This is a genomic window from Pseudomonas sp. Irchel s3f7, assembly GCF_900187615.1.
GTDB lineage: Bacteria > Pseudomonadota > Gammaproteobacteria > Pseudomonadales > Pseudomonadaceae > Aquipseudomonas.
In genome coordinates this window covers 132,880-151,755 of record NZ_FYDO01000012.1, presented here as the reverse complement: position 1 = coordinate 151,755, position 18,876 = coordinate 132,880, and the positions used below count along the sequence as shown (strand labels likewise).

General features: G+C 56.9%; 15 protein-coding genes. 6 read left to right on the top strand and 9 right to left on the bottom strand.

Going from position 1 to position 18,876, the window contains the following annotated elements:
• Positions 1–185 precede the first annotated feature (185 nt).
• The gene (locus CKW19_RS12800) at positions 186–977 is read left to right on the top strand and encodes a hypothetical protein (RefSeq protein WP_197679442.1); all 792 of its coding nucleotides are present in this window, start codon (positions 186–188) and stop codon (positions 975–977) included.
• 112 nt (positions 978–1,089) lie between these two features.
• A complete protein-coding gene (locus CKW19_RS12795) occupies positions 1,090–2,541 on the top strand; it encodes an NAD-dependent succinate-semialdehyde dehydrogenase (RefSeq protein WP_235868230.1) in 1,452 nt (483 codons plus the stop codon).
• Between the two features lie 135 nt (positions 2,542–2,676).
• On the opposite strand, the gene CKW19_RS12790 is transcribed toward CKW19_RS12795, so the two are convergent.
• The gene (locus CKW19_RS12790) at positions 2,677–3,615 is read right to left on the bottom strand and encodes a LysR family transcriptional regulator (RefSeq protein WP_095058170.1); all 939 of its coding nucleotides are present in this window, start codon (positions 3,613–3,615) and stop codon (positions 2,677–2,679) included.
• 168 nt (positions 3,616–3,783) lie between these two features.
• On the opposite strand from CKW19_RS12790, the gene CKW19_RS12785 reads away from it, so the two are divergent.
• The 4 genes from CKW19_RS12785 (at position 3,784) to CKW19_RS12770 (ending at position 8,988) form a co-directional block, all read left to right on the top strand.
• Positions 3,784–5,163: an MmgE/PrpD family protein gene (locus tag CKW19_RS12785; RefSeq protein WP_048392984.1), complete on the top strand. Its 1,380-nt coding sequence runs from the start codon at positions 3,784–3,786 to the stop codon at positions 5,161–5,163.
• Between the two features lie 91 nt (positions 5,164–5,254).
• Positions 5,255–6,019, top strand: a complete 765-nt coding sequence (locus tag CKW19_RS12780; RefSeq protein WP_048392982.1) for an SDR family NAD(P)-dependent oxidoreductase — start codon at positions 5,255–5,257, stop codon at positions 6,017–6,019.
• Positions 6,020–6,192: 173 nt separating this feature from the next.
• The gene (locus tag CKW19_RS12775; RefSeq protein WP_048392980.1) at positions 6,193–7,497 is read left to right on the top strand and encodes an MFS transporter; all 1,305 of its coding nucleotides are present in this window, start codon (positions 6,193–6,195) and stop codon (positions 7,495–7,497) included.
• Between the two features lie 9 nt (positions 7,498–7,506).
• Positions 7,507–8,988 (top strand): aldehyde dehydrogenase, encoded by a 1,482-nt coding sequence (locus CKW19_RS12770; RefSeq protein ID WP_048392977.1) that lies wholly within the window; start codon positions 7,507–7,509, stop codon positions 8,986–8,988.
• A gap of 93 nt (positions 8,989–9,081) precedes the next feature.
• Here the strand turns inward: CKW19_RS12770 and CKW19_RS12765 are convergent, their stop codons facing one another.
• The 8 genes from CKW19_RS12765 to CKW19_RS12730 all read right to left on the bottom strand — a co-directional run bounded on the left by CKW19_RS12765 (position 9,082) and on the right by CKW19_RS12730 (position 18,837).
• Entirely contained in the window at positions 9,082–10,104 is a 1,023-nt protein-coding gene (locus CKW19_RS12765) for an SMP-30/gluconolactonase/LRE family protein (protein WP_095058169.1), read from the bottom strand.
• 130 nt (positions 10,105–10,234) lie between these two features.
• Positions 10,235–11,608, bottom strand: a complete 1,374-nt coding sequence (locus CKW19_RS12760; RefSeq protein ID WP_048392973.1) for an MFS transporter — start codon at positions 11,606–11,608, stop codon at positions 10,235–10,237.
• Positions 11,609–11,750: 142 nt separating this feature from the next.
• Complete coding sequence (locus CKW19_RS12755; RefSeq protein ID WP_095058168.1) at positions 11,751–12,494, bottom strand: SDR family NAD(P)-dependent oxidoreductase; 744 nt, start codon at positions 12,492–12,494, stop codon at positions 11,751–11,753.
• Positions 12,495–12,578: 84 nt separating this feature from the next.
• Positions 12,579–14,156, bottom strand: coding sequence for an aldehyde dehydrogenase (locus tag CKW19_RS12750; protein ID WP_256580333.1), 1,578 nt, complete (start codon positions 14,154–14,156; stop codon positions 12,579–12,581).
• A gap of 301 nt (positions 14,157–14,457) precedes the next feature.
• Positions 14,458–15,285 (bottom strand): IclR family transcriptional regulator, encoded by an 828-nt coding sequence (locus CKW19_RS12745; protein ID WP_053078266.1) that lies wholly within the window; start codon positions 15,283–15,285, stop codon positions 14,458–14,460.
• Positions 15,286–15,539: 254 nt separating this feature from the next.
• On the bottom strand, positions 15,540–15,830 hold the full coding sequence (locus tag CKW19_RS12740) for a putative quinol monooxygenase (RefSeq protein ID WP_048392967.1): 291 nt from the start codon (positions 15,828–15,830) through the stop codon (positions 15,540–15,542).
• Positions 15,831–15,885: 55 nt separating this feature from the next.
• On the bottom strand, positions 15,886–17,331 hold the full coding sequence (locus tag CKW19_RS12735; protein WP_218232079.1) for an MmgE/PrpD family protein: 1,446 nt from the start codon (positions 17,329–17,331) through the stop codon (positions 15,886–15,888).
• 36 nt (positions 17,332–17,367) lie between these two features.
• Positions 17,368–18,837 carry an NAD-dependent succinate-semialdehyde dehydrogenase gene (locus CKW19_RS12730; RefSeq protein WP_048392963.1) on the bottom strand — a complete coding sequence of 490 codons (1,470 nt, stop codon included), beginning with the start codon at positions 18,835–18,837 and terminating at the stop codon, positions 17,368–17,370.
• Positions 18,838–18,876 lie beyond the last annotated feature (39 nt).

The window sequence follows — 18,876 nt, the reverse complement described above, 5'->3', positions numbered from 1 at the left end:
CAGTGCGGGATATATTTAATCCGTGATCACAAATCGATCTTGGGGTTCCCATCACTACACGGGCGCCGAAAAACATCCCGCTGACAGGATTGAATAATCCAGCCACGACCAACATTCAGTTAAACGAGGAATGAAAAATGCGAGTAGGCAAGGCTGCAGACACGAACAGTGAAATGGTTGGAACCATGCGTGAAGGCAAGCTCGCGCAAAAGCATCTGCTGTTTGGCGAAGACGGTTCACCCAACAACTACGACTTGAACATGGGTCGGGCTGGCTCCGGGGGCTGGAGAACGCCACGCCATCGTCATAATTTCGATCAGATCCGCTACGTCATCAAAGGCGTCCTGCCTTACGGCGAGAACCAGTTTCTCAAACAAGGCTGGGTGGGTTACTTCCCGGAAAGCGTTCCCTACGGTCCTCAAGATCGTTCCGAGGGGCTTGAGACGCTCGTGCTGCAACTCGGCGGCGCCAGCGGCTTCGGCTACCTGAGCGTCGCCCAGCGTGAAGCGACAAATGCGATCCTCAACGAGAAAGGCGAGTTCAGGAAAGGCCTTTACTACTGGAAGGATGAGAACGGCAACGAGCAAAGCATGGACGGCTCCGATGCCTGCTTCGAACATGCGACCGGGCGCAAATTGCAGTTCGCCGAGCCTCGCTATACCGATGTGATCGCAATGAACCCCGATGCCTTTGACTGGCTGCCAGAAGGTTCGGAAGGTGTCTCGGTCAAGTGGCTCGGCACCTTTACCGAACGAAACATGCGCATCGGTTTTGTTCGACTGGACGCAAACGCTGTGTTCGGGGCCGGCCAGCACCCTTCCCTCCAGGTTCTCTATCTCACAAAAGGCCGACTCGCCGTTGGCAATGATGAATATGGCCCTGAGACCGGCTTTGAATTGCTGGCAAACGAAGGTCCCGTCGCCATGCGCGCGCTCGAACCAACCGAGCTGCTTTGTGTGGTCTTCCCGCAATTCTAAAGACGATAGCCGCGCGGCTTGTGCTGTGAGCAGCTCGTAAACAGCGCTGCGGTCGGATAGGACTGCAAATAATTATTCAAGGGATACTCCAATGTCTAATGCAAACAATAAGATCACCCTCAACGACCCTGAGCTGCTGAGAAACCAGAACTACATCAACGGTCAGTGGGTGTCCGCCGATAGCGGTGCCGTGATTGAGGTACGCAATCCTTCGACAGGTGAGCTCGTAGGCACTGTCCCATCCATGGGCGCGGAAGAAACCCGCCGGGCAATCGAGGCCGCCGGAGCAGCGCTCCCGGCCTGGCGCGCCATGACTGCCAAGGCTCGTGGCGCAATCATTCGTCGAATCGGCGAACTGATGCTGATCCACAAAGACGACCTGGCTACCATCATGACGGCCGAGCAAGGCAAACCCTGGGCGGAAGCCAAGGGAGAGATCGAATATTCGGCTGGTTTCCTGGAGTGGTTTGCCGAGCAAGGGCGCCGCGTGTATGGCGAAACCATGCCTGGGCACGTGCCGGGCCGGCGTGTCTTGATCACCAAAGAGCCGATCGGGGTTTTCGCTGCGATCACACCATGGAATTTCCCGTCAGCGATGATCACCCGTAAAGCTGGCCCCGGCTGGTCGGCAGGCTGCACCGGGATTATTCGCCCCGCCTCGCAGACGCCTTTTTCTGCCCTTGCCATTGCAGTGCTCGCCGAGCGCGCCGGCATGCCCAAAGGCGTTTGTAATGTCATCACCGGCCCTTCAGGTGCGACCGGTGGCGAACTGACCGGCAACCCGATCGTACGCAAGCTGTCTTTCACCGGATCGACCGAAGTGGGCCGTGTGCTGCTGGAGCAATGCGCCAAGACCATCAAGAAAACATCCATGGAGCTCGGGGGCAATGCGCCTTTCATCGTTTTCGACGATGCGAACCTGGATGAGGCGGTCAAAGGCGTCATGGCGTCCAAGTTCCGTAACACCGGCCAAACCTGTGTATGTGCGAACCGCATTCTGGTTCAGGATGGCGTCTACGATGCCTTCACCGAAAAATTGAAAGTCGCCGTGGAAGCCTTGTTCGTGGCGGATGGCATGGAAGAGGGAGCCACCCAAGGACCGCTGATCAACCAGGCATCAGTGCTCAAGGTCGAACAGCACATCAACGATGCCCTGGCCAAAGGTGCATCGGTCATCACTGGTGGTGCCCGACACGCAAGGGGTGGCAACTTCTTCCAACCTACTGTGCTGGCCAATGTGCCGAAAGATGCGTTGATCTTCCGCGATGAGACCTTTGGCCCGGTCGCCCCGCTGTTCCGCTTCTCGACTGAAAAAGAAGCGATCGATCTAGCAAACGACACACCGTTTGGCCTGGCGAGCTACTTTTACGCCCGAGACCTGGGCCGCGTTTTCCGTGTGGCGGAAGCTTTGGAGTACGGCATCGTCGGTATCAACGAAGGCTTGATCTCCACCCCTGAAGTACCTTTTGGTGGTGTCAAGGAAAGCGGCCTGGGTCGGGAAGGCGGCCATAACGGTATCGAGGAATACCTCGAAATTAAATACATGGCGCTGGGCGGCCTGTAAGCCAATAGGCCTCGCCATTCTCTAAAAGCGCGGGCGCGTTATGCGCCCGAAGCCCTACGACGGCTATTTTGCTGACCACATATCAACCCTGCCAATTCGTGATGCGCGAAGGCTCATGTTCGCCTCGAAAACGCGTCACCTCAATCGCCAAACGCCTCCTACCCCCAGCTCGTCGTTGCCTTTGAGCTGCTCCTCCAAAAACTCACAGAAACCTTGTGCTGCCGGAGACATCGCACGTGTGCTTGAATGGTAAATACACACCTGCCTGGTGACTTCCGGCTGAACAATCGGCCGCATCGTCAACCCGAGTAGTCGGGCCAGTAATCCCACGTATGCCGGGCCCAGTGTGGCTGCCATGCCCTGTGCTGCAATCCCCAACGCCGTACTGACATTCTCAACAATGTCCACGGGGATGATTCGTCCTTGCTCGAACTGTCCCCCGTGAGTGAGCGCGACGGTGCGTTCATAGTCGCGACCCGCGACAACAAGCGGTTGATGCCTTAACTGGCTCCACGGAATGCTTTGATATCCCGCGAGCGGATGGCTTGCCGAGCACCACAGCACCCAGGGACTCTTGAAAAGATCCTTGCGCACAATGTCATCTCCCACCGGCTGATCTGCGCCGATAGCAAAATCGGCGTCTGCATTGCTCACCCTATCTACCAGGCCATCCACGGGTGCGTCGCGTATACGAATTACAAGCTTAGGCCGCGTCCGGGTGTACTCCTTGATCAACGCTGGAAGCACCGAACTGGCCATGATCAGTGGAGCTGCAATCCGAACGACACCTGAAGCCCTGTTGCAGATGTCGTCAGCGGCGTTCTGTGCCAATTGCATGTGTTTGAGAACGCTCGTGGCTGAAGGAAGAAACTCCCTACCTGCCGGGGAAAGGACGACGCTGCGCGTCGTTCGATCAAATAAACGAAGCTCTAGAGCCAACTCCAGATCACCTACCAACTGGCTGACCGCAGAACTTGAAAGACTCAGTTGCTCACCAGCTTTGCGAAAACTTCTTGCCTGCGCCACAGCAACGAACGCAGCCAGCTGACGCGGGGTGAAACGTGGATGCGGCATCGGGCGGCCCTTTGATTATCCAGTTTTGCTTAATGATAGTCCGTAATTCATTGCTTGTTGATTGTAAGTCTCACCGGCAGATTGAAGGCGCTCACTAAGCCCACGGACGGGCTGCACAGGTGCTCAAGGAAGGTCCCAATAACAATTTCCCCGAGTGAAAGCGCCACTATGTCAACGATCGATTTAAGCCATGAAATTGCGCGTCATGTCGCTAATACCCGCTATGAAAATCTACCTGCTGAAGCCATTGAGGCGGCCAAAAAATCCATTCTGGACACCTTGGGCGTCATCCTTGCCGGCAGCGGAATGGAGCCTGCAGTCCAAGGCGTAGCCGATATCGTGCTGAACGGCGGCGGACGTCCAGACTGCTCCGTCCTGGGATTCAACAGCAAAGTTCCTGCCCCGATGGCCGCCTTCGCCAACGGGGTAATGGCCCACTGCTTGGATTACGACAACCAGACCCCATGGGGTGCGCACCCTGACAGTTCCGTGGTACCTGCCGTCCTCGCCATCGCACAGCACAAGGGCGGTGTCAGCGGCATGGACCTGATCACTGCGGTAGCCCTGGGCGAGGACCTTTTCGTCCGGCTGCGATGCAACGTGCGCTGGAAGCAGGATTGGAACCTCTCCTCTGTCCTCGGAGTGTTTTCCGCCGCCGCAGCTGCGGGCCAGATTCTGGGACTGAATGCAAAACAACTTGCTCATGCCCTCGGCATTGCGAGCATGCAGTCTGCCGGGACAATGGAAGTCATCTTCGGTATCGGCAGTGATCTGCGCGGCATGTACGCAGGGTTCACAGCCCAAGGCGCAGTGCTTGCAGCGCTGATGGCGGAGCGAGGGATAACTGGAATCAACGATCTGTTCGAAGGCAAGGCCGGCATTTTCAACGTCTACTTCGGCGGCGAATATGATCGCGCCAAAATGGTTGAAGGACTGGGCAAGACATTTTTTGGCGCTTCGATGATCTACAAAGCCTGGCCTGCGGTCGGCAACGTGCATACCTATATTCACGCAGCGATTGAAATGATGCGTGAACATTCCCTCAAGGCCAGCGAGATCGAGCAGATCTACGCCTACGTGGGCGACTTCCATATGCGCATGTGCACTCCCCTCGACGTGCGCCGCGCCCCGAAAACTCTCGTGGATGCGAAATTCAGTCTTCCTTACTGCGTTGCCTTGGCCCTGGCACGCGGGGAAATCCGAATCAGCGATTTCAATTCGGCAGCCTTGGCCGATCCGGAAGTGCTCGCTTTAGCGCAAAAAATCGTTCCGATTGAGGACAGTGATCTGGACTGGAAAGTGACGATCCCCGATGGCCGCCTGGAAATCCTCATGCGCGACGGCCGACGGCTGCAACGCAAGGGCGACAACGTCCCGGGCAGCCCGGAAACGCCATTGTCCTGGGATCGACTGATTTCAAAATTCCGGGACTGCGCTTCGGTCGCTGCACATCCTGTGGCACCGGATGCCATCGATGCGGCTGTGCAGATGGCGCGAAATCTGGAGTCTTTGGACGACTGCGCCAAATTGCTGAACGCACTGAGCTAACCGCAAAGGCTTCCTCCTCGGCAGCCGGACGTTCGACTGCTTTTCCCAACGTTGAAATCTAGTCACTCATCCAACAATAAGAGGTGCATTCATGAAACGGTTCGAAGGCAGAGCAGTTCTGATAACGGGCGCAGCCAGCGGGATTGGCGCGGCTTGCGTGCAACGCTTGTACGACGAAGGTGCAAGCGTCGCAATCGCGGACATCGATCAGGCTCGAATCAACGATATAGCGGCTCGGTTCGATGAACCCGAGCGGGTTTACGCAGCAGCACTCGATGTATCTGATCCCGAGCAGGCGAAAACATTTGTCGCTGAAGCTCAAAACAAGTTGGGCAACCTGCATGGGCTGATCAATTGTGCCGGGATCAAAGGTGTCGGCAACGTTCTCGACTGCGATCTGGAAAACTGGAAGAGAGTGATGGCGGTGAATCTGGATGGCACGTTCTTGATGTGCCAAGCCTTCGCACGCGCGGTCCGAGACGACAAGAGCCCGCGCGCGATCGTCAACATTTCCTCAGGTGCCGGCATCCTCGGCGTTCCGAATCGTTTGCCCTATGTCGCGTCGAAGTTTGGCGTTTCCGGCATCACTCGCACCATGGGCGCGGAACTCGGAGCCTTCGGAATCCGCGTGAATGCCATTGCACCTGGGATGATCCGCACTCCGTTCACCGCCTATATGTTCGAAGACCCCGAGAAGACCAAGCGCATTCGAGCAGCGCACGCGATCGGTCGCGAAGGCGAACCAGAAGAGATCGCAGCAGTCGCCGCGTTCCTGCTGACCGATGACGCAAGCTTCATGACTGGAGCGGTGGTCAGCGTCGACGGAGGCCAGACCGCCTGCATTCCGCCGGTGTAACGCCGGGCTAAAACCGGCACCTCCCGATGGCGTTTATCTATCAGAAACGCAGGGAGAGTGCCGTCAGCCCGGCGAACAATACGCATGCGAATCGCGGCCCCAAAAAGAGCCTTAGAAGACCTAAGCAATCCAGGCGCTGCGCAGAACAACGCTGAATAATAAGGGAGAACACCATGACAACTGCCGATGACACCGCGGCAAAAAAGGCATTTCGGCGACTGATGCCGTTAATGATTGTCTGCTATTTCGTCGCTTATCTGGATCGCGCAAACGTAGGATTCGCCGCACTTCACATGAGCAAAGACATCGGCCTCACCGCTGCCGCGTTTGGGCTGGGTGCCGGGCTGTTTTTCCTGACTTATTTTTTATTCGAGATCCCCTCCAATCTGATGCTGGCCCGCTATGGTGCACGACGTTGGATAGCGAGAATATTATTTACCTGGGGCCTGATGTCCGGGGCCATGGCCTTCGTTACCACAGATACGGAGTTCTATGCTCTGCGCCTGTTATTAGGCGCAGCAGAGGCAGGATTTTTCCCAGGAATCACTTACTTCGTGACACTCTGGTTCCCCGCCCGTTATCGCGCCCGGGTTATGGGAACGTTTCTGTGCGCAGCTCCAATATCGCTATCACTCGGGGGGCCGGTCTCCGGTGTGCTTCTGGAGCTCGACGGAACCCTCGGCATTCCAGGCTGGCGCTGGATGTTCTTTCTCGAGGCGCTGCCGGCGATTGTTCTTTCGTTCGTCGTTCTTCGGTATTTGACCGATCGCCCCCACGACGCAACCTGGCTATCTCCTCAAGAGAAACAAGCGTTGGCTGCACGTCTGGCCGAGGATGCCGACGCCTGCCCTCCTTTGCCCCATGACAGCCTGTTTCGTGCATTGACCAGCGCACGGGTTCTGCTGCTGGGGCTGGCCAACTTCGCGATCGTCGTAGGCGCCTATGGCGTAAGCTTTTTCCTTCCCAGGATCATCAAGGAATTTGGCCTTGGCGATCTGCAGACCGGATTAATTTCTGCCGTGCCTTATGCTCTGGCCGCAATCGCCATGATCTGGTGGGGAAAACGATCCGATGCCAGGCTGGAACGTCGTTTTCATACCGCCGCCCCGATCGTACTCGCAACGCTGGGTTTAACGGCGGCGGCGTTGCTGAGCGATCCCCTTGCCCGGATGGCGGCTTTTTCCTGCGCAGCGATAGGCTGTTGGGCTTCGATCTCGCCATTCTGGTCGTTGTGCTTCAGTCAGATCCCCACGAAATTCGCTGCCGGCGCGATCGCCGCCATTAATGCGATAGCCAACTTAGGAGGCTTCACGGGTCCCGCCATCATGGGTTTCTTCCGCGACCGCACCGGTGATTTCACCGTGGGCCTGCTGATCCTGGCGGGCATCAATTTGAGCGCCGTGGCAATCGTGTTGTTTATCAACCGAACGCGCACGAATCATGTCCCGGCCGTACAGCCTGAAACGTCACTCAGTTAGGAGATTTTCGTGAAAACTTACGCGCATTGGATTGACGGCAGTTATCGAAATCCGACGAGCATGCAATGGATGGACAGTGTCGATCCTTATCGCGGCGAGCCGTGGGCAAAAATTCCCCTGGGTTCTGCTGCCGACGCGGATGCTGCGGTCGCATGTGCCAAACGCGCCATGACAGTGGGCCCATGGGCACGCATGAGCGCAACCGAACGTGGCAAGATCATGCGGCGTATTGGCGACCTCACGCTAGAACATATTGATCTGCTCGCGGAGCTCGAAGTACGTGACAACGGCAAACTGTTCGCCGAGATGCGGGGGGCGATAAAAAGCGTCGCGGATATCTGGTACTACTACGCGGGGCTCGCCGACAAAATCCAGGGCTCCGTGATGCCGATCGAGAAGACGGGAATAGTCGCAATGACCACCCGGGAACCGGTTGGGGTGGTGCTTGCGTTGACCGCTTGGAACGCCCCCTTGAACTTCCAGGCACTCAAATGTGCCCCCGCGTTGGCAGCCGGTTGCGCTGCAGTCGTAAAACCTTCCGAATACTCCTCGATCAGCTCCCTCGAATTTGCCCAACTGACCAGGCAAGCCGGATTGCCGGATGGCGTCCTCAATGTGGTAACCGGACTTGGTTCGGATATCGGCGCGCCCCTCGTCGAGCACCCGGACGTTGCGATGGTCACCTTCACCGGCTCTGATCTGACCGGGACAAAGGTATACGAAACTGCTGCTCGCCATATGAAACGAGTCGCCCTGGAGCTGGGCGGTAAATCGCCTAATATTGTCTTCGAAGACGCTGACCTGGAGCTGGCCGTTGCCGGGGCGGTTTCCGGTATCTTCGGTGGCGGAGGTCAAATGTGCACGGCAGGCTCACGCCTGTTGGTGCAGAGTTCGATTCTTGAAACCTTCACTGAGCGGTTGCTCGAAAGCGCTCGGTCCGTGAGGCTCGGTAACCCCATGGATCCAGCCACCCAAATGGGTCCCATGTCCACCGCACCACAATACCGAAAAGTACTGGAATACATCGAGATCGCCCTGGGCGAAGGGGCGCATTGCATTCTGGGTGGCAAGCCCGCAACCGGACCCGGCCTCACGGGCGGCCAATTTGTCGAGCCCACAATATTTGTCGGCGTTTCAAACGGTATGCGTATCGCCCAGGAAGAAGTATTCGGTCCAGTCTTGTCCGTCATTGCCTTCGAAGACGAAGCCGAAGCTATTTCGATCGCGAACGACATCCCTTACGGATTGGCTGCAGGCGTTTGGACGCGCGATACTGGACGATTGTTCAGGATGTCCAAAGCACTGGAGGTTGGAACCGTCTGGGGTAACACTTACCGCACCTACAGCTACATGATGCCGTTTGGAGGCATGAAGCGTTCAGGCATCGGTCGCGAAATGGGGATCGAAGCCGTCGACGAGTTCCTGGAGACGAAAAGTCTCATGATCTCGATTGCAGATGCGCGTCCGGGTAACAATTTCATCCCACGCTAAAGCATGACCAAGTTGCTGTTTACCCACTCACTTGGGCGCTAGTCAAACTGGAAGCGGGCACTCAACAAAGCCGCTTCCAGCTCATGCCCCCCTTTACTGATGGGAAAACAGTGGAAGTGCCTGCGCAAACCCTCGCGCCCGGAAAATCATCGACCCTTGTCCCCGATCACCGTCGTTCGCCACAAGATACACTTCCCGGGTGCCTGGCTTGAGAGCCATGCTGGTAGAGAACAGGAAATGCCCCGCTTCTCTACCCGGTAGCAGAATCTGTCCGATTGGTAGACCGTTGGGATTAAGTACCAGTACGCGCCCCTGACTGTATTGCGCGACATAGACGTTGCCGTCTGCATCCACCCTCATCGAGTCAGGCGACGGCCCATGGAAGCGGTAAACCACCACCGCCCCGAACGGCGCAATTGACTGTGCGTCCTTTAGCTCAACGCGGTGCAGCAACCCCGTACCAAACTCTGTGACCCACAATCTCTTCCCATCCGGAGAGAGAGCTATGCCGTTGGCGTTCGCCATATTAGGCAGGATTGGCACAATGCTCTTGTGATCGGCTGGTACGTAATATACGCCGCCAGTGGGCTCCGTGGAGGTGCCCTTAAGGTCGGTAAAGTAGAAGCCGCCGTGAGCATCGAATACCAGATCATCGACCAGGAAACCCTTATTCGCGTCGATAATCACCTCAGGTTTTTTACCGTTGGCATCGTAGACCGTAAGATTGCCTGTATCGACGTAATTCCCCAGCCCGGCGACAAACAAGCGCCCGTCCTTGTGTATGGCGAGGCCCGCAGAACCACGCGCGTTTTTCGCCACCACCACCTGAAGCTGGCCTTGAGTGTCGACCTTCAGTACCTGTCCGCCTAATACTTCCACAAATAACAGATTGCCTTGGCGATCGAAGGCGGGTCCTTCCAGTTGCCATGCCTCTCCCGTCACTTTGAACCAAGGCTGCGCGGTGATTGTAAGCAGATCCTTTTCTGCTGCGGCTGTGGCGTAGAGCTGTTGGCCCTGGGTCGGGTAGTTCAACGTGGGTAAGGTGTCCGAATTATCTGCCAGTGACAATCTGGAAGTCAGCGCTATGGCAAGGGCTACTAAGGTCGATTTCTGCATGGAACAACACCTCTGTACTTATTTTTGGAGTGGAGTGCCTGGGCCTGCGTACTTTGGATATGAGTGAATAAAACACAGGGACGTAAGCGCTTTTGACATACACCACGGTCCCAAGAATTTTCCTCTTCGTTCAGCTTGCCAAATCCCGCCCGCGGGTTTCTTTCACCAGAAACCGCACAGCCAACACCGCGATAAGTGCCAGCGTCATGAAGTAGAAAATAAAGGCATTGGGCGAAACATATGCCGTCAGCCATGACTTCATGTAGGGCGCGGTTCCGCCGAATATGACGGCTGAAACAGACGAGGGAATGCTGATCACCTGGGCCCGGACCCGGTTGGGGACCAGTTCACTCATAAAGGCGACCTCAGTGGAGGCCACCGCCGCGAAGAAGAACAAGCCGATCGCCATGGGCAGCAGAATCTGCAGAAAGCTTGGACCCAGTAAAAAATGTTGTAGCGGGTAAACGAGCAGGAAAATGGCCCCGAATCCAACTGTGTAGTTGAAGCGCCGCCCGCGACGGTCAGAGATATAAGCCCAGACGGGCAACATGAACAGGTACATGACCTGCGCGACGAGGACCGCCCAATAGGCATCCTTTGGCTTGGCCCCAAGCATGGTGATGGCGTAATCGCCAAAGGTTACGAGCATGGTGTATGAAGCGACATAATTGGCGGGCCAGATCAGGAACAAGATCAGCACCGTCTTTCTGTATCGCCAGACATTTCGCCAATAGCCGTTATCCTCGAGATTCGCCTGGTGCTTGGCATCCTCGTAGGTGGACGATTCGTCCATTCCGTGGCGCAGGAATACCGTCAAAAGCCCATACAGAACGCCAATCGCGAAGGGAATGCGCCAGCCCCAGCCCTGCATGTCTTCTGCACTGAGGACCGAGCTGAGGATCGCGCCGAACAGCGTTCCTTGGATGATGCCAAGAATCAGTCCGATCGGATAAGCGCAGCTCTGCAGCGTTCGCCATTTAGGGTCGGCCATTTCGCCCACATAGACGAACGCCGAGATACTCTCCATCCCATGGGCAAGCCCCTGCATCAGCCGAGCCGCCACAAGCACAAACGCCGCAGTGGCCCCGATGGAACCGTAGGTCGGGGCGCAGGCGATGACCAAGCTGCCCAGGGTGGCAAGCATCAAGGCGCACAGCATGATCGGCTTGCGTCCGAAACGGTCCGCCAGTCTGCCGGCCAGCATCGCTCCAACCGGCCGCGCGAGAAAGCCGATGGCGAAAATGCCGAGCACATTGAGCGACGCGGCAAGCGCGCTGTCCTGAGGGAAAAACAACCTGGAAAAATAAGGAGCGAACGTCGCATAGACGACGAAATCGTAATACTCGAACGAAACCCCCAGCACGCCTCGAATCAGCGATTTTCGACGAGCCTTTTCAGCCGACAAGGTTGCGTCCGAGGGGCGGATCGGATGTTGTTCTTCAATAGGTTTTGCGTAACGCGGAGATGAGTCGGCCGTCTGGCCAAAGGAGTCTGTACCTGCCATTTTTATTGTCCTTGTGATGACCGTAAGACGGCCGCCTTCCATCGCGAAAGACGGCATCCAGGGATACTTCACTCACTGATGATCGATCCAGCTGGCGGGCACGTTGCCAGCCGGCACCCACGTGCCCTGATGTCGCTACCTCTCAATGAAAGGAACGACCACCGTCAACGGCCAACGCCGTACCGGTGACGTAGGAAGATTCCGTAGAGGTCAAGAAGAGGATGGCCGCGGCGATCTCCGATGCATCGGCCAAACGCTTGAGTGCGTAATTGCTGACGTTGGCCCGGTAGCCGTCCGCCATCGGCGTGTCCACCATGCCTGGGCAGACGCTGTTGACCCGCACCCGTGGCGCCAACTCCGCTGCCATGCATCGTGTCAGGTTGATCACTCCACCTTTGGATGCCGCATAGGCGGTAAGGCCCGGCGCATTGGGTAGCAGGCCCGCCGCTGAGGCAATGTTCACGATCGTTGCAAAGGGCTCATCCGTCATCCATCGCAGACAGTTGCGCGAAACGATGTAGGTGCCCACCAGGTTGATCTCGATCTGTTGACGAAACTCATCGGCAGGTACTTCAAGGATGGAGCCCTTGCCCATGATCCCGGCGGCGTTGACGACGCCGTCGATACCGCCCATGTCCCGCGCCGCTTGCTCAGTGACTTGCGCTACAGCCTTCTCGTCGCTGATATCGACAGCGAAGCAATGGCCCCTGCCCTTGAACGCCGCGTTCAATGCCTCGCCATTCCTGTCAAGCAACGCGACGCTGGCCCCTTCCGCTAGAAAGCTCTCCGCTGTCGCTCGCCCGATACCCGATGCAGCGCCAGTGATTACGATTCGCCGTCCGTCCAGACGGGCGTGGCTGGATTGATGAGAAGCCTTATCGGTCATTTTCTTGTTTTCCTTTTTTGTTCTGTAAGGACAAACAGTCATGAGCGCTGATGTCGTCACTCGCTCATGCTGCTATCAGCCGGCTCAACGCGGAATGAAGTTGTTTTGCGGGCGTGCATCTGCGATGGAAATCATCAGGCTTTTGGTTTCGAGGAACTCATCCACCGCCTCGATGCCCATCTCCCGTCCTATGCCGGACTTTTTCATGCCGCCGAAGGGCATCGTGTAGCTGTAGGTGCGGTATGTGTTGCCCCAGACCGTTCCGACCTCGAGCGCCTTGGCCATGCGAAACACGCGACCAATGTCACGGGTCCACACCCCAGCTGTCAGCCCATAAGCAATGTCATTGGCGATGGAGACAGCTTCAGCCTCGTCCTCAAAGCCGATGACGGACAGCACCGGGCCGAATACCTCTTCCTGAGCAATGCGCATCGAATTGGATACGTGGGTAAAAATCGTCGGTTCGACGAACTGACCGCCGCGAATGCCCGGCCCACTGGCAGGCTGACCGCCGAATACGCAGCGCGCTCCTTCTGCCTTGGCTATCTCGATGTAATTGAGCACTTTCTGATATTGCGGAGCGGTGGACATGGGTCCCATCTGGGTGGCCGGGTCCATCGGATTGCCCAATTTTACCGAACGCGCACCGGCAATTAACTGCTCGGTAAAAGCCTCCAAGATAGAATTTTGAACCAATAGCCGGGAGCCGGCCGTGCACATCTGGCCGCCGCCGCCGAAGATACCGGAGACAGCTCCGGCCACAGCTAGCTCCAGGTCCGCATCGGCGAAAACGATATTGGGTGATTTGCCGCCCAGCTCCAGAGCGACTCGTTTCATGTGGCGAGCCGCGGTTTCGTAAACTTTGGCGCCCGTTGCGTCAGATCCGGTAAAGGTGACCATCGCAACGTCGGGGTGCTCAACGAGCGGAGCGCCAATGCCAAGGCCCAAGCCTGTGACCACATTCAGGACGCCGTCCGGCAGACCGGCTTCCTTGGTCAGCGCTGCGAACTCCAGCGAACTGACCGAAGAAAACTCCGAGGGTTTAACCACCACTGCGCAACCTGCGGCTAATGCGGGGGCACACTTAAGCGCCAAAAAATTCAAGGGCGCATTCCAAGCAGTCAACGCAAGCACCACCCCAACCGGTTCCCGGGTAGTCATCGCAACGATGCCTTCTTTCTCGATCGGCATCACGGAGCCTTGGATCTTGTCGGCAAGGCCCGCGTAGTAATACCAAATCTCCGCCACGTTGCTGATCGCGCCGCGCATTTCCGCCAGCAACTTGCCGTTGTCGCGCACCTCAAGTTCGGCTAGACGATCAGCATTCTCCAAGGTCAGGTCACCGATACGCCGCATGATTTTTCCACGCTGGGTTGCGCTCATGCTTGCCCAGGGCCCGGACGTCATCGCGCGTTTGGCCGCAGACACCGCCGCGTCGGCATCAACTGCCACTCCCAGGGGAATTCTTGCCCATGCCTCGCCCAGATAAGGGTCCTGGGTGTCCATCCATTCGCGCCCCGCCGGCTCTTGGTAAGCTCCATCAATCCAATGTGCGTAGGTCTTCAACTGCCATTCTCCTTTCTGCTGATTTGCGCCCTTGCAAAGGTGCGCGAAAATGCCGCGCAGCAAAATAAAACTATCTCGCATAGTGGGATAAATCAACAATAAATCTATAGCTGACTTTATTGCCGTCGAGTTCAATATCGTAGGATCAGACAGGAACGATCCTGTCTGACTACGTTAAAAACAGGTGCAAGCACGCAATGGCGCACCGAAGACTCGGTGTTCCGGAGGGCGGGAAAAGCGATCAGTGGGAGGGAAGTAAACCGATAGACGGTGGCTTACGAGCAAAACTCTCTTAGTGGTAACGACCCATCCAGGCGGCCAGAATCAGGCGCCTGGATTCACGTAAGAAGGATGACCTTGGCTGGTCGGAGAGACCATTCACTCTGAGTTGGAACGGCTAGATGTTTACTTCTGCCTGGGCAAGGCGACTGGAGATCTCTCGCGCCGCGCGCTTGACAGATACCACCGCACGCTTGACGTCGACATCGCGCCGCTCCTTTTCATCCCAAGCAACGCCAATACTGCCCAAGACGATATTGCTCTCATTGATAATAGGCGCCGCCACACCATAGACACCGGGATTGAATTCGCCCTTGGTGATGAGATAGCCGTCTTTTTTGATTTTGCTGAGCGTGCTCCGGAACTCCTCCCATGTGTCGCCTAGGCCCGCTCGCTGTATATCGGGTTGCGCACGGCTATAAAGGCTTTTGAGCCGATGATGAGGGAAATAAGCAAGGATGACCTTGGACACGGCGCCTTGGAACAGTGGCCTGCGCTGCCCACGTCGAAAGCGATTTTCGGGACTCAGAGGCGCACGATGCTCCCGAATACATAGCACCGAGTCCCTGAACGCCGTACACAAGAGCGCCGAGTGACCGATCGTATCGACCAATTCCTCCAGCACACCCTTACTGGCCTGCAGCAGCGGATCGGTATTACGGATTTGTAAGTCCAGCTCGATAATGCGCGAACCCAATACGTAGTTGCCATTTCCAACGGTACTTAGCAAACCTGCAGAGTGCAGCGCCTTGATGTAGCGATACCCTGTAGACCGAGAGGTTTCGAGTGCTTCGATGATGGCAGTGGTCGATAACACAGCCTGATTGGAACTGAACAGATCGAGGATGCTGAGCATCTTTGTAAGACTGCTCGCGCCGTCGCGAGCATGCTCTTCTCTCTCGTCTTCAATGGCCGGGTTTTCCCCCTGAAGCGCTTCTATGTCCATTACCCACTCTATCCTACGTTAAAGGGTCCCTCGGAATACCTCAGGCCCCCGTGAAAACCATGATTGCGTTGCGCGCAATTCGGAGTGCGCTGGCTTTTGATCATAGTCTCAAATTGTAGGATCGAGCAAGAAACAGACAAACAACAAAAACTTTAATCCCATAATATGAATAAAATTCGAGATACACAGGAAAAGCCCGAAGTGACGATTGAACGTCATCGGGCTTGCCCTTAACGGCTCGTTTGACCTGTTGCCTATTTGTGGAAGGACAAAGGATGAAAGAAGTTTTCTTCGATCAAACCTTCTGTTTTTCGCAGAAACTCTTTCACATGCGGTGCGTGCACATGAGCCTCGAAATCCTCGTAGGTTTCCCATTCCTCGATGAACACGAAGCGTCTCGGCTCAGTGCGATCACAGTACATTTCATACTGGATCATGCCCTTTTCCTGATGAACAGGCTCGATCAACGCTTCAAGCGCCGCCTTTACCGCATCCAGATGTTCAGGCTTGGCCAGCGTTACAGCTACGCAGTGCACTCTTTCCATCGTACGGACCTCATTTTTGTGGTTCTTCAAAATAGGCTGCGCAGGTATCAACCCGTCATTGCAACGTGCGCATCAACTCGGCAACATCCTCGACGTCTTCCAGTAACTGCACCAGCCGCTGGACTTCTGCAATCCTGTGAGAGCTCAACGGACTCACCGCCACCGCTGCGCATTCGGCGAATTTCGAACAGAGATCGGCCCAGGTCATTGGGTTGTCCGCATTACCGGGAATATGGGTACCGGACCTTTCCCAGCGACGACCATCCGCTGCTACCACTTCGACACGCCCTAGTGGCAGTTCCAGCTTCCAGTCCAGTGACGCATCGGCGACCAAGGAAATTTTGTTGGCGGTGGCCAGGACCTTCGTATCACGCAGGCCCGACTCGGTGAAATCCAGCACACTCATGCCACGACGCACAGCTGCAACCGCGACGAGAAAAGGTAGGCTGAACTTCGCATCCGCCAACGTCGCCGGCGCCTTGCGTACGTCCAGCGGCTCGCACATGAGCGCGTGATAGTCGCCCACGAACAACCGGATTTCGGCGATATCGTCGGGCGCAAGATCGTTGTCCGAAACAATGTCGATAATTGCTTTCATATGACTGTGCGCGGTACCCACCGAGGGCCAGCGCTTGTACAAGGTGACGCTACCCTTGTAGTCGACACCGATATCCTCAAGGATTTTGTCTCGATCGTAACGGCCGTCGAAATAGGTGTTGAAAAACCCGTACCCGCCTTCAAAAAGACAATCGATACCAGGCACGCCTTTTTCCGCCATGAGCGCTGCTAGCACTGCGCCTTTGGCCGAAAAGCCGGCATATAAGCCGCGCAGGTCGCTACCCGTACCACACACCATCTCCATGATGCCCGAACACTGCATACTGGCGATGCCCAGGGCGTTGGCGGTCTGCTTCGCATTGAAGCCCATGACGCGCCCGGCAGCCGCGGTGGCAGCAAACACCCCCATAACAGTGGACAGGTTCCAGTCTTTCTTCCAACCGACATTGCACCGCAGTCGCGCAAAGATGTCCTGCCCGGCAGCCACGGCGGCAATCATGTCCTTGCCAGTCACGCCCCCCTTACGTTCGGCCAAGGCAAACACCGCTGGAATGATCGAGCTCGCCGCGTGCTGCCCCCAAGGTGTTTGATCGTCGTAGTCCAGGCAGTGCGCCAGCGCCCCGTTGGCCAGGGCCGCCATCGTCGCTGGGACGCGCCCCCCAAAGCCCAGAATCGACGCCTGGGGGGTACCTGCAGACTCCTTGACCACCTCGATGACCCCCAATACCGCAGGCTCCATCCCGCTCGCGGCGAGCATTACCCCAAAGGTATCGAGAATGCTTTTCTTCGCGGCTTCGCGTGCGGCCTCAGGCAAGTCTTCGTAACGCAGCCCGGCCGCCAATGCAGAGAAGTGATGGACGATGTCGGCGCTTATGGCCACGTGTTTCGCATTGAATATCTGTTCTGACATGAAACGGTCTCCCGTCGCTGCAACCAAAATCACGGCCCCGTACGCTGATCACAAGCTGGGGCCCCTTGCTTAGACGCGGACCGTCTTTTGCAGCACTGTCTTGCTGACCATGTAGGACTCAAGACTCCACGGCCCCCCTTCTCGACCAATCCCACTGTCCCTCATACCCCCGAACGGCGTATCGGGATCCGGCGCACCGAAATGGTTGATCGACAGAACTCCCAGGTCCAATTCGCGACTCAGCCGCTCGGCCTCCTCGAGAGTATTGGTGAAAGCAAACGCGGCTAAGCCCACGGAAAGGCTGTTGGAGATTTCGATCGCCTCATCAAGGGTCTTGAACGGGACGGCCACCGCGACCGGACCAAACGGCTCTTCGCGCATGATTTCGCAATCGAGCGGGGTATCGACCAGCAGCGTTGGCGCAAAAAAGTAGCCACGATCACCGACGCGATGACCACCCACGGCAGCCTTGCCACCGCGCTCGAGCGCGTCATCGACGAAATGCTGCATTGCCGCCAGCCGTCGCCCGCTGGTGACGGGTCCCATATCTGCCTTGAGGTCTAGCCCATCAGCGACACGCACCTGCTGCGCCGCTGCAACGAACCCAGCGACAAATTCCTCGTAAAGACTTTCGTGAACCAGGAAACGTCCCGGCGCGGCGCACCACTGAGAATTGATACGGATCTTGCTTTTGAGCGCCATCTTGCCGATTTCGCTCGCATCAACCCCAGCACAGACAATCACCGGCGCATGACCACCAAGCTCCATCAGCACCGGTTTCATAGCGGCTCCCGCCAAGGCGCTGAGGTGTTTCCCCACGCCGACCGAGCCAGTCAGCGTGACCATGCGAGTCACTGGAGAGTCAATCAGCGCCAGGGAAACCTCGGCGGGGTTACCAAACACCAGATTCAGGACTCCCTTGGGCAAGCCGGCCTGCTCGAAACATTGAACCATGGCGACAGCCGCCCCAGGCGTTTCTTCCGGAGCCTTCAGGATAATCGAGCAACCCGAACATAACGCGCCGCTGATTTTTCGACCTGGCGCGCTAAGCGGCACATTCCAAGGGGTGAAGGCAGCTACCGGCCCGATCGGTTGGCGTAGAATCAGCTTTTGCATCTGCGCTTCGCCCGGAACAATGGTGCCGTAAGCACGTAACGCCTGCGCCATGTCCCAATCAAAGAAGCTCGCCGAGCGTTCAACTTCGGCCCGCGCATCTGCGATCAACTTGCCATTCTCACGGGTAATGATCTGTGCGATTTCCTCGGCGCGCTCACGCACGCCAGCGATGGCACGAGCAATAATAAGGTTGCGCTCAACCGGTGGCGTCGCTCGCCATACCTTAAACCCCCGCTCCGCAGCGACCAATACGCGCTTCAAATCTTCGGAGTTGGCGCCGGGTACCGTAGTGAGCACGGCTTCGGTGCTTGGATTGCGGACTTCGAAACATGATGGACGATCAAAAATCCATTCACCATCGATGAACAAGCCAACTTGCGGATGCGTAGCATCGGCGACGTGACTTTGAGTTTCTGTGGACATGGGATTTTCCTCTGCAAGTGGCGACACGGTGTTCACCGA

Bases quoted from the DNA above. Each gene is read 5' to 3' on its own strand.
- CKW19_RS12780 (WP_048392982.1), top strand. From the start codon at position 5,255: ATGAAACGGTTCGAAGGCAGAGCAGTTCTGATAACGGGCGCAGCCAGC.
- CKW19_RS12775 (WP_048392980.1), top strand. From the start codon at position 6,193: ATGACAACTGCCGATGACACCGCGGCAAAAAAGGCATTTCGGCGACTG.
- CKW19_RS12745 (WP_053078266.1), bottom strand. From the start codon at position 15,285: ATGGACATAGAAGCGCTTCAGGGGGAAAACCCGGCCATTGAAGACGAG.
- CKW19_RS12730 (WP_048392963.1), bottom strand. From the start codon at position 18,837: ATGTCCACAGAAACTCAAAGTCACGTCGCCGATGCTACGCATCCGCAA.
- CKW19_RS12800 (WP_197679442.1), top strand. From the start codon at position 186: ATGCGTGAAGGCAAGCTCGCGCAAAAGCATCTGCTGTTTGGCGAAGAC.
- CKW19_RS12760 (WP_048392973.1), bottom strand. From the start codon at position 11,608: ATGGCAGGTACAGACTCCTTTGGCCAGACGGCCGACTCATCTCCGCGT.
- CKW19_RS12790 (WP_095058170.1), bottom strand. From the start codon at position 3,615: ATGCCGCATCCACGTTTCACCCCGCGTCAGCTGGCTGCGTTCGTTGCT.
- CKW19_RS12765 (WP_095058169.1), bottom strand. From the start codon at position 10,104: ATGCAGAAATCGACCTTAGTAGCCCTTGCCATAGCGCTGACTTCCAGA.
- CKW19_RS12740 (WP_048392967.1), bottom strand. From the start codon at position 15,830: ATGGAAAGAGTGCACTGCGTAGCTGTAACGCTGGCCAAGCCTGAACAT.
- CKW19_RS12785 (WP_048392984.1), top strand. From the start codon at position 3,784: ATGTCAACGATCGATTTAAGCCATGAAATTGCGCGTCATGTCGCTAAT.
- CKW19_RS12755 (WP_095058168.1), bottom strand. From the start codon at position 12,494: ATGACCGATAAGGCTTCTCATCAATCCAGCCACGCCCGTCTGGACGGA.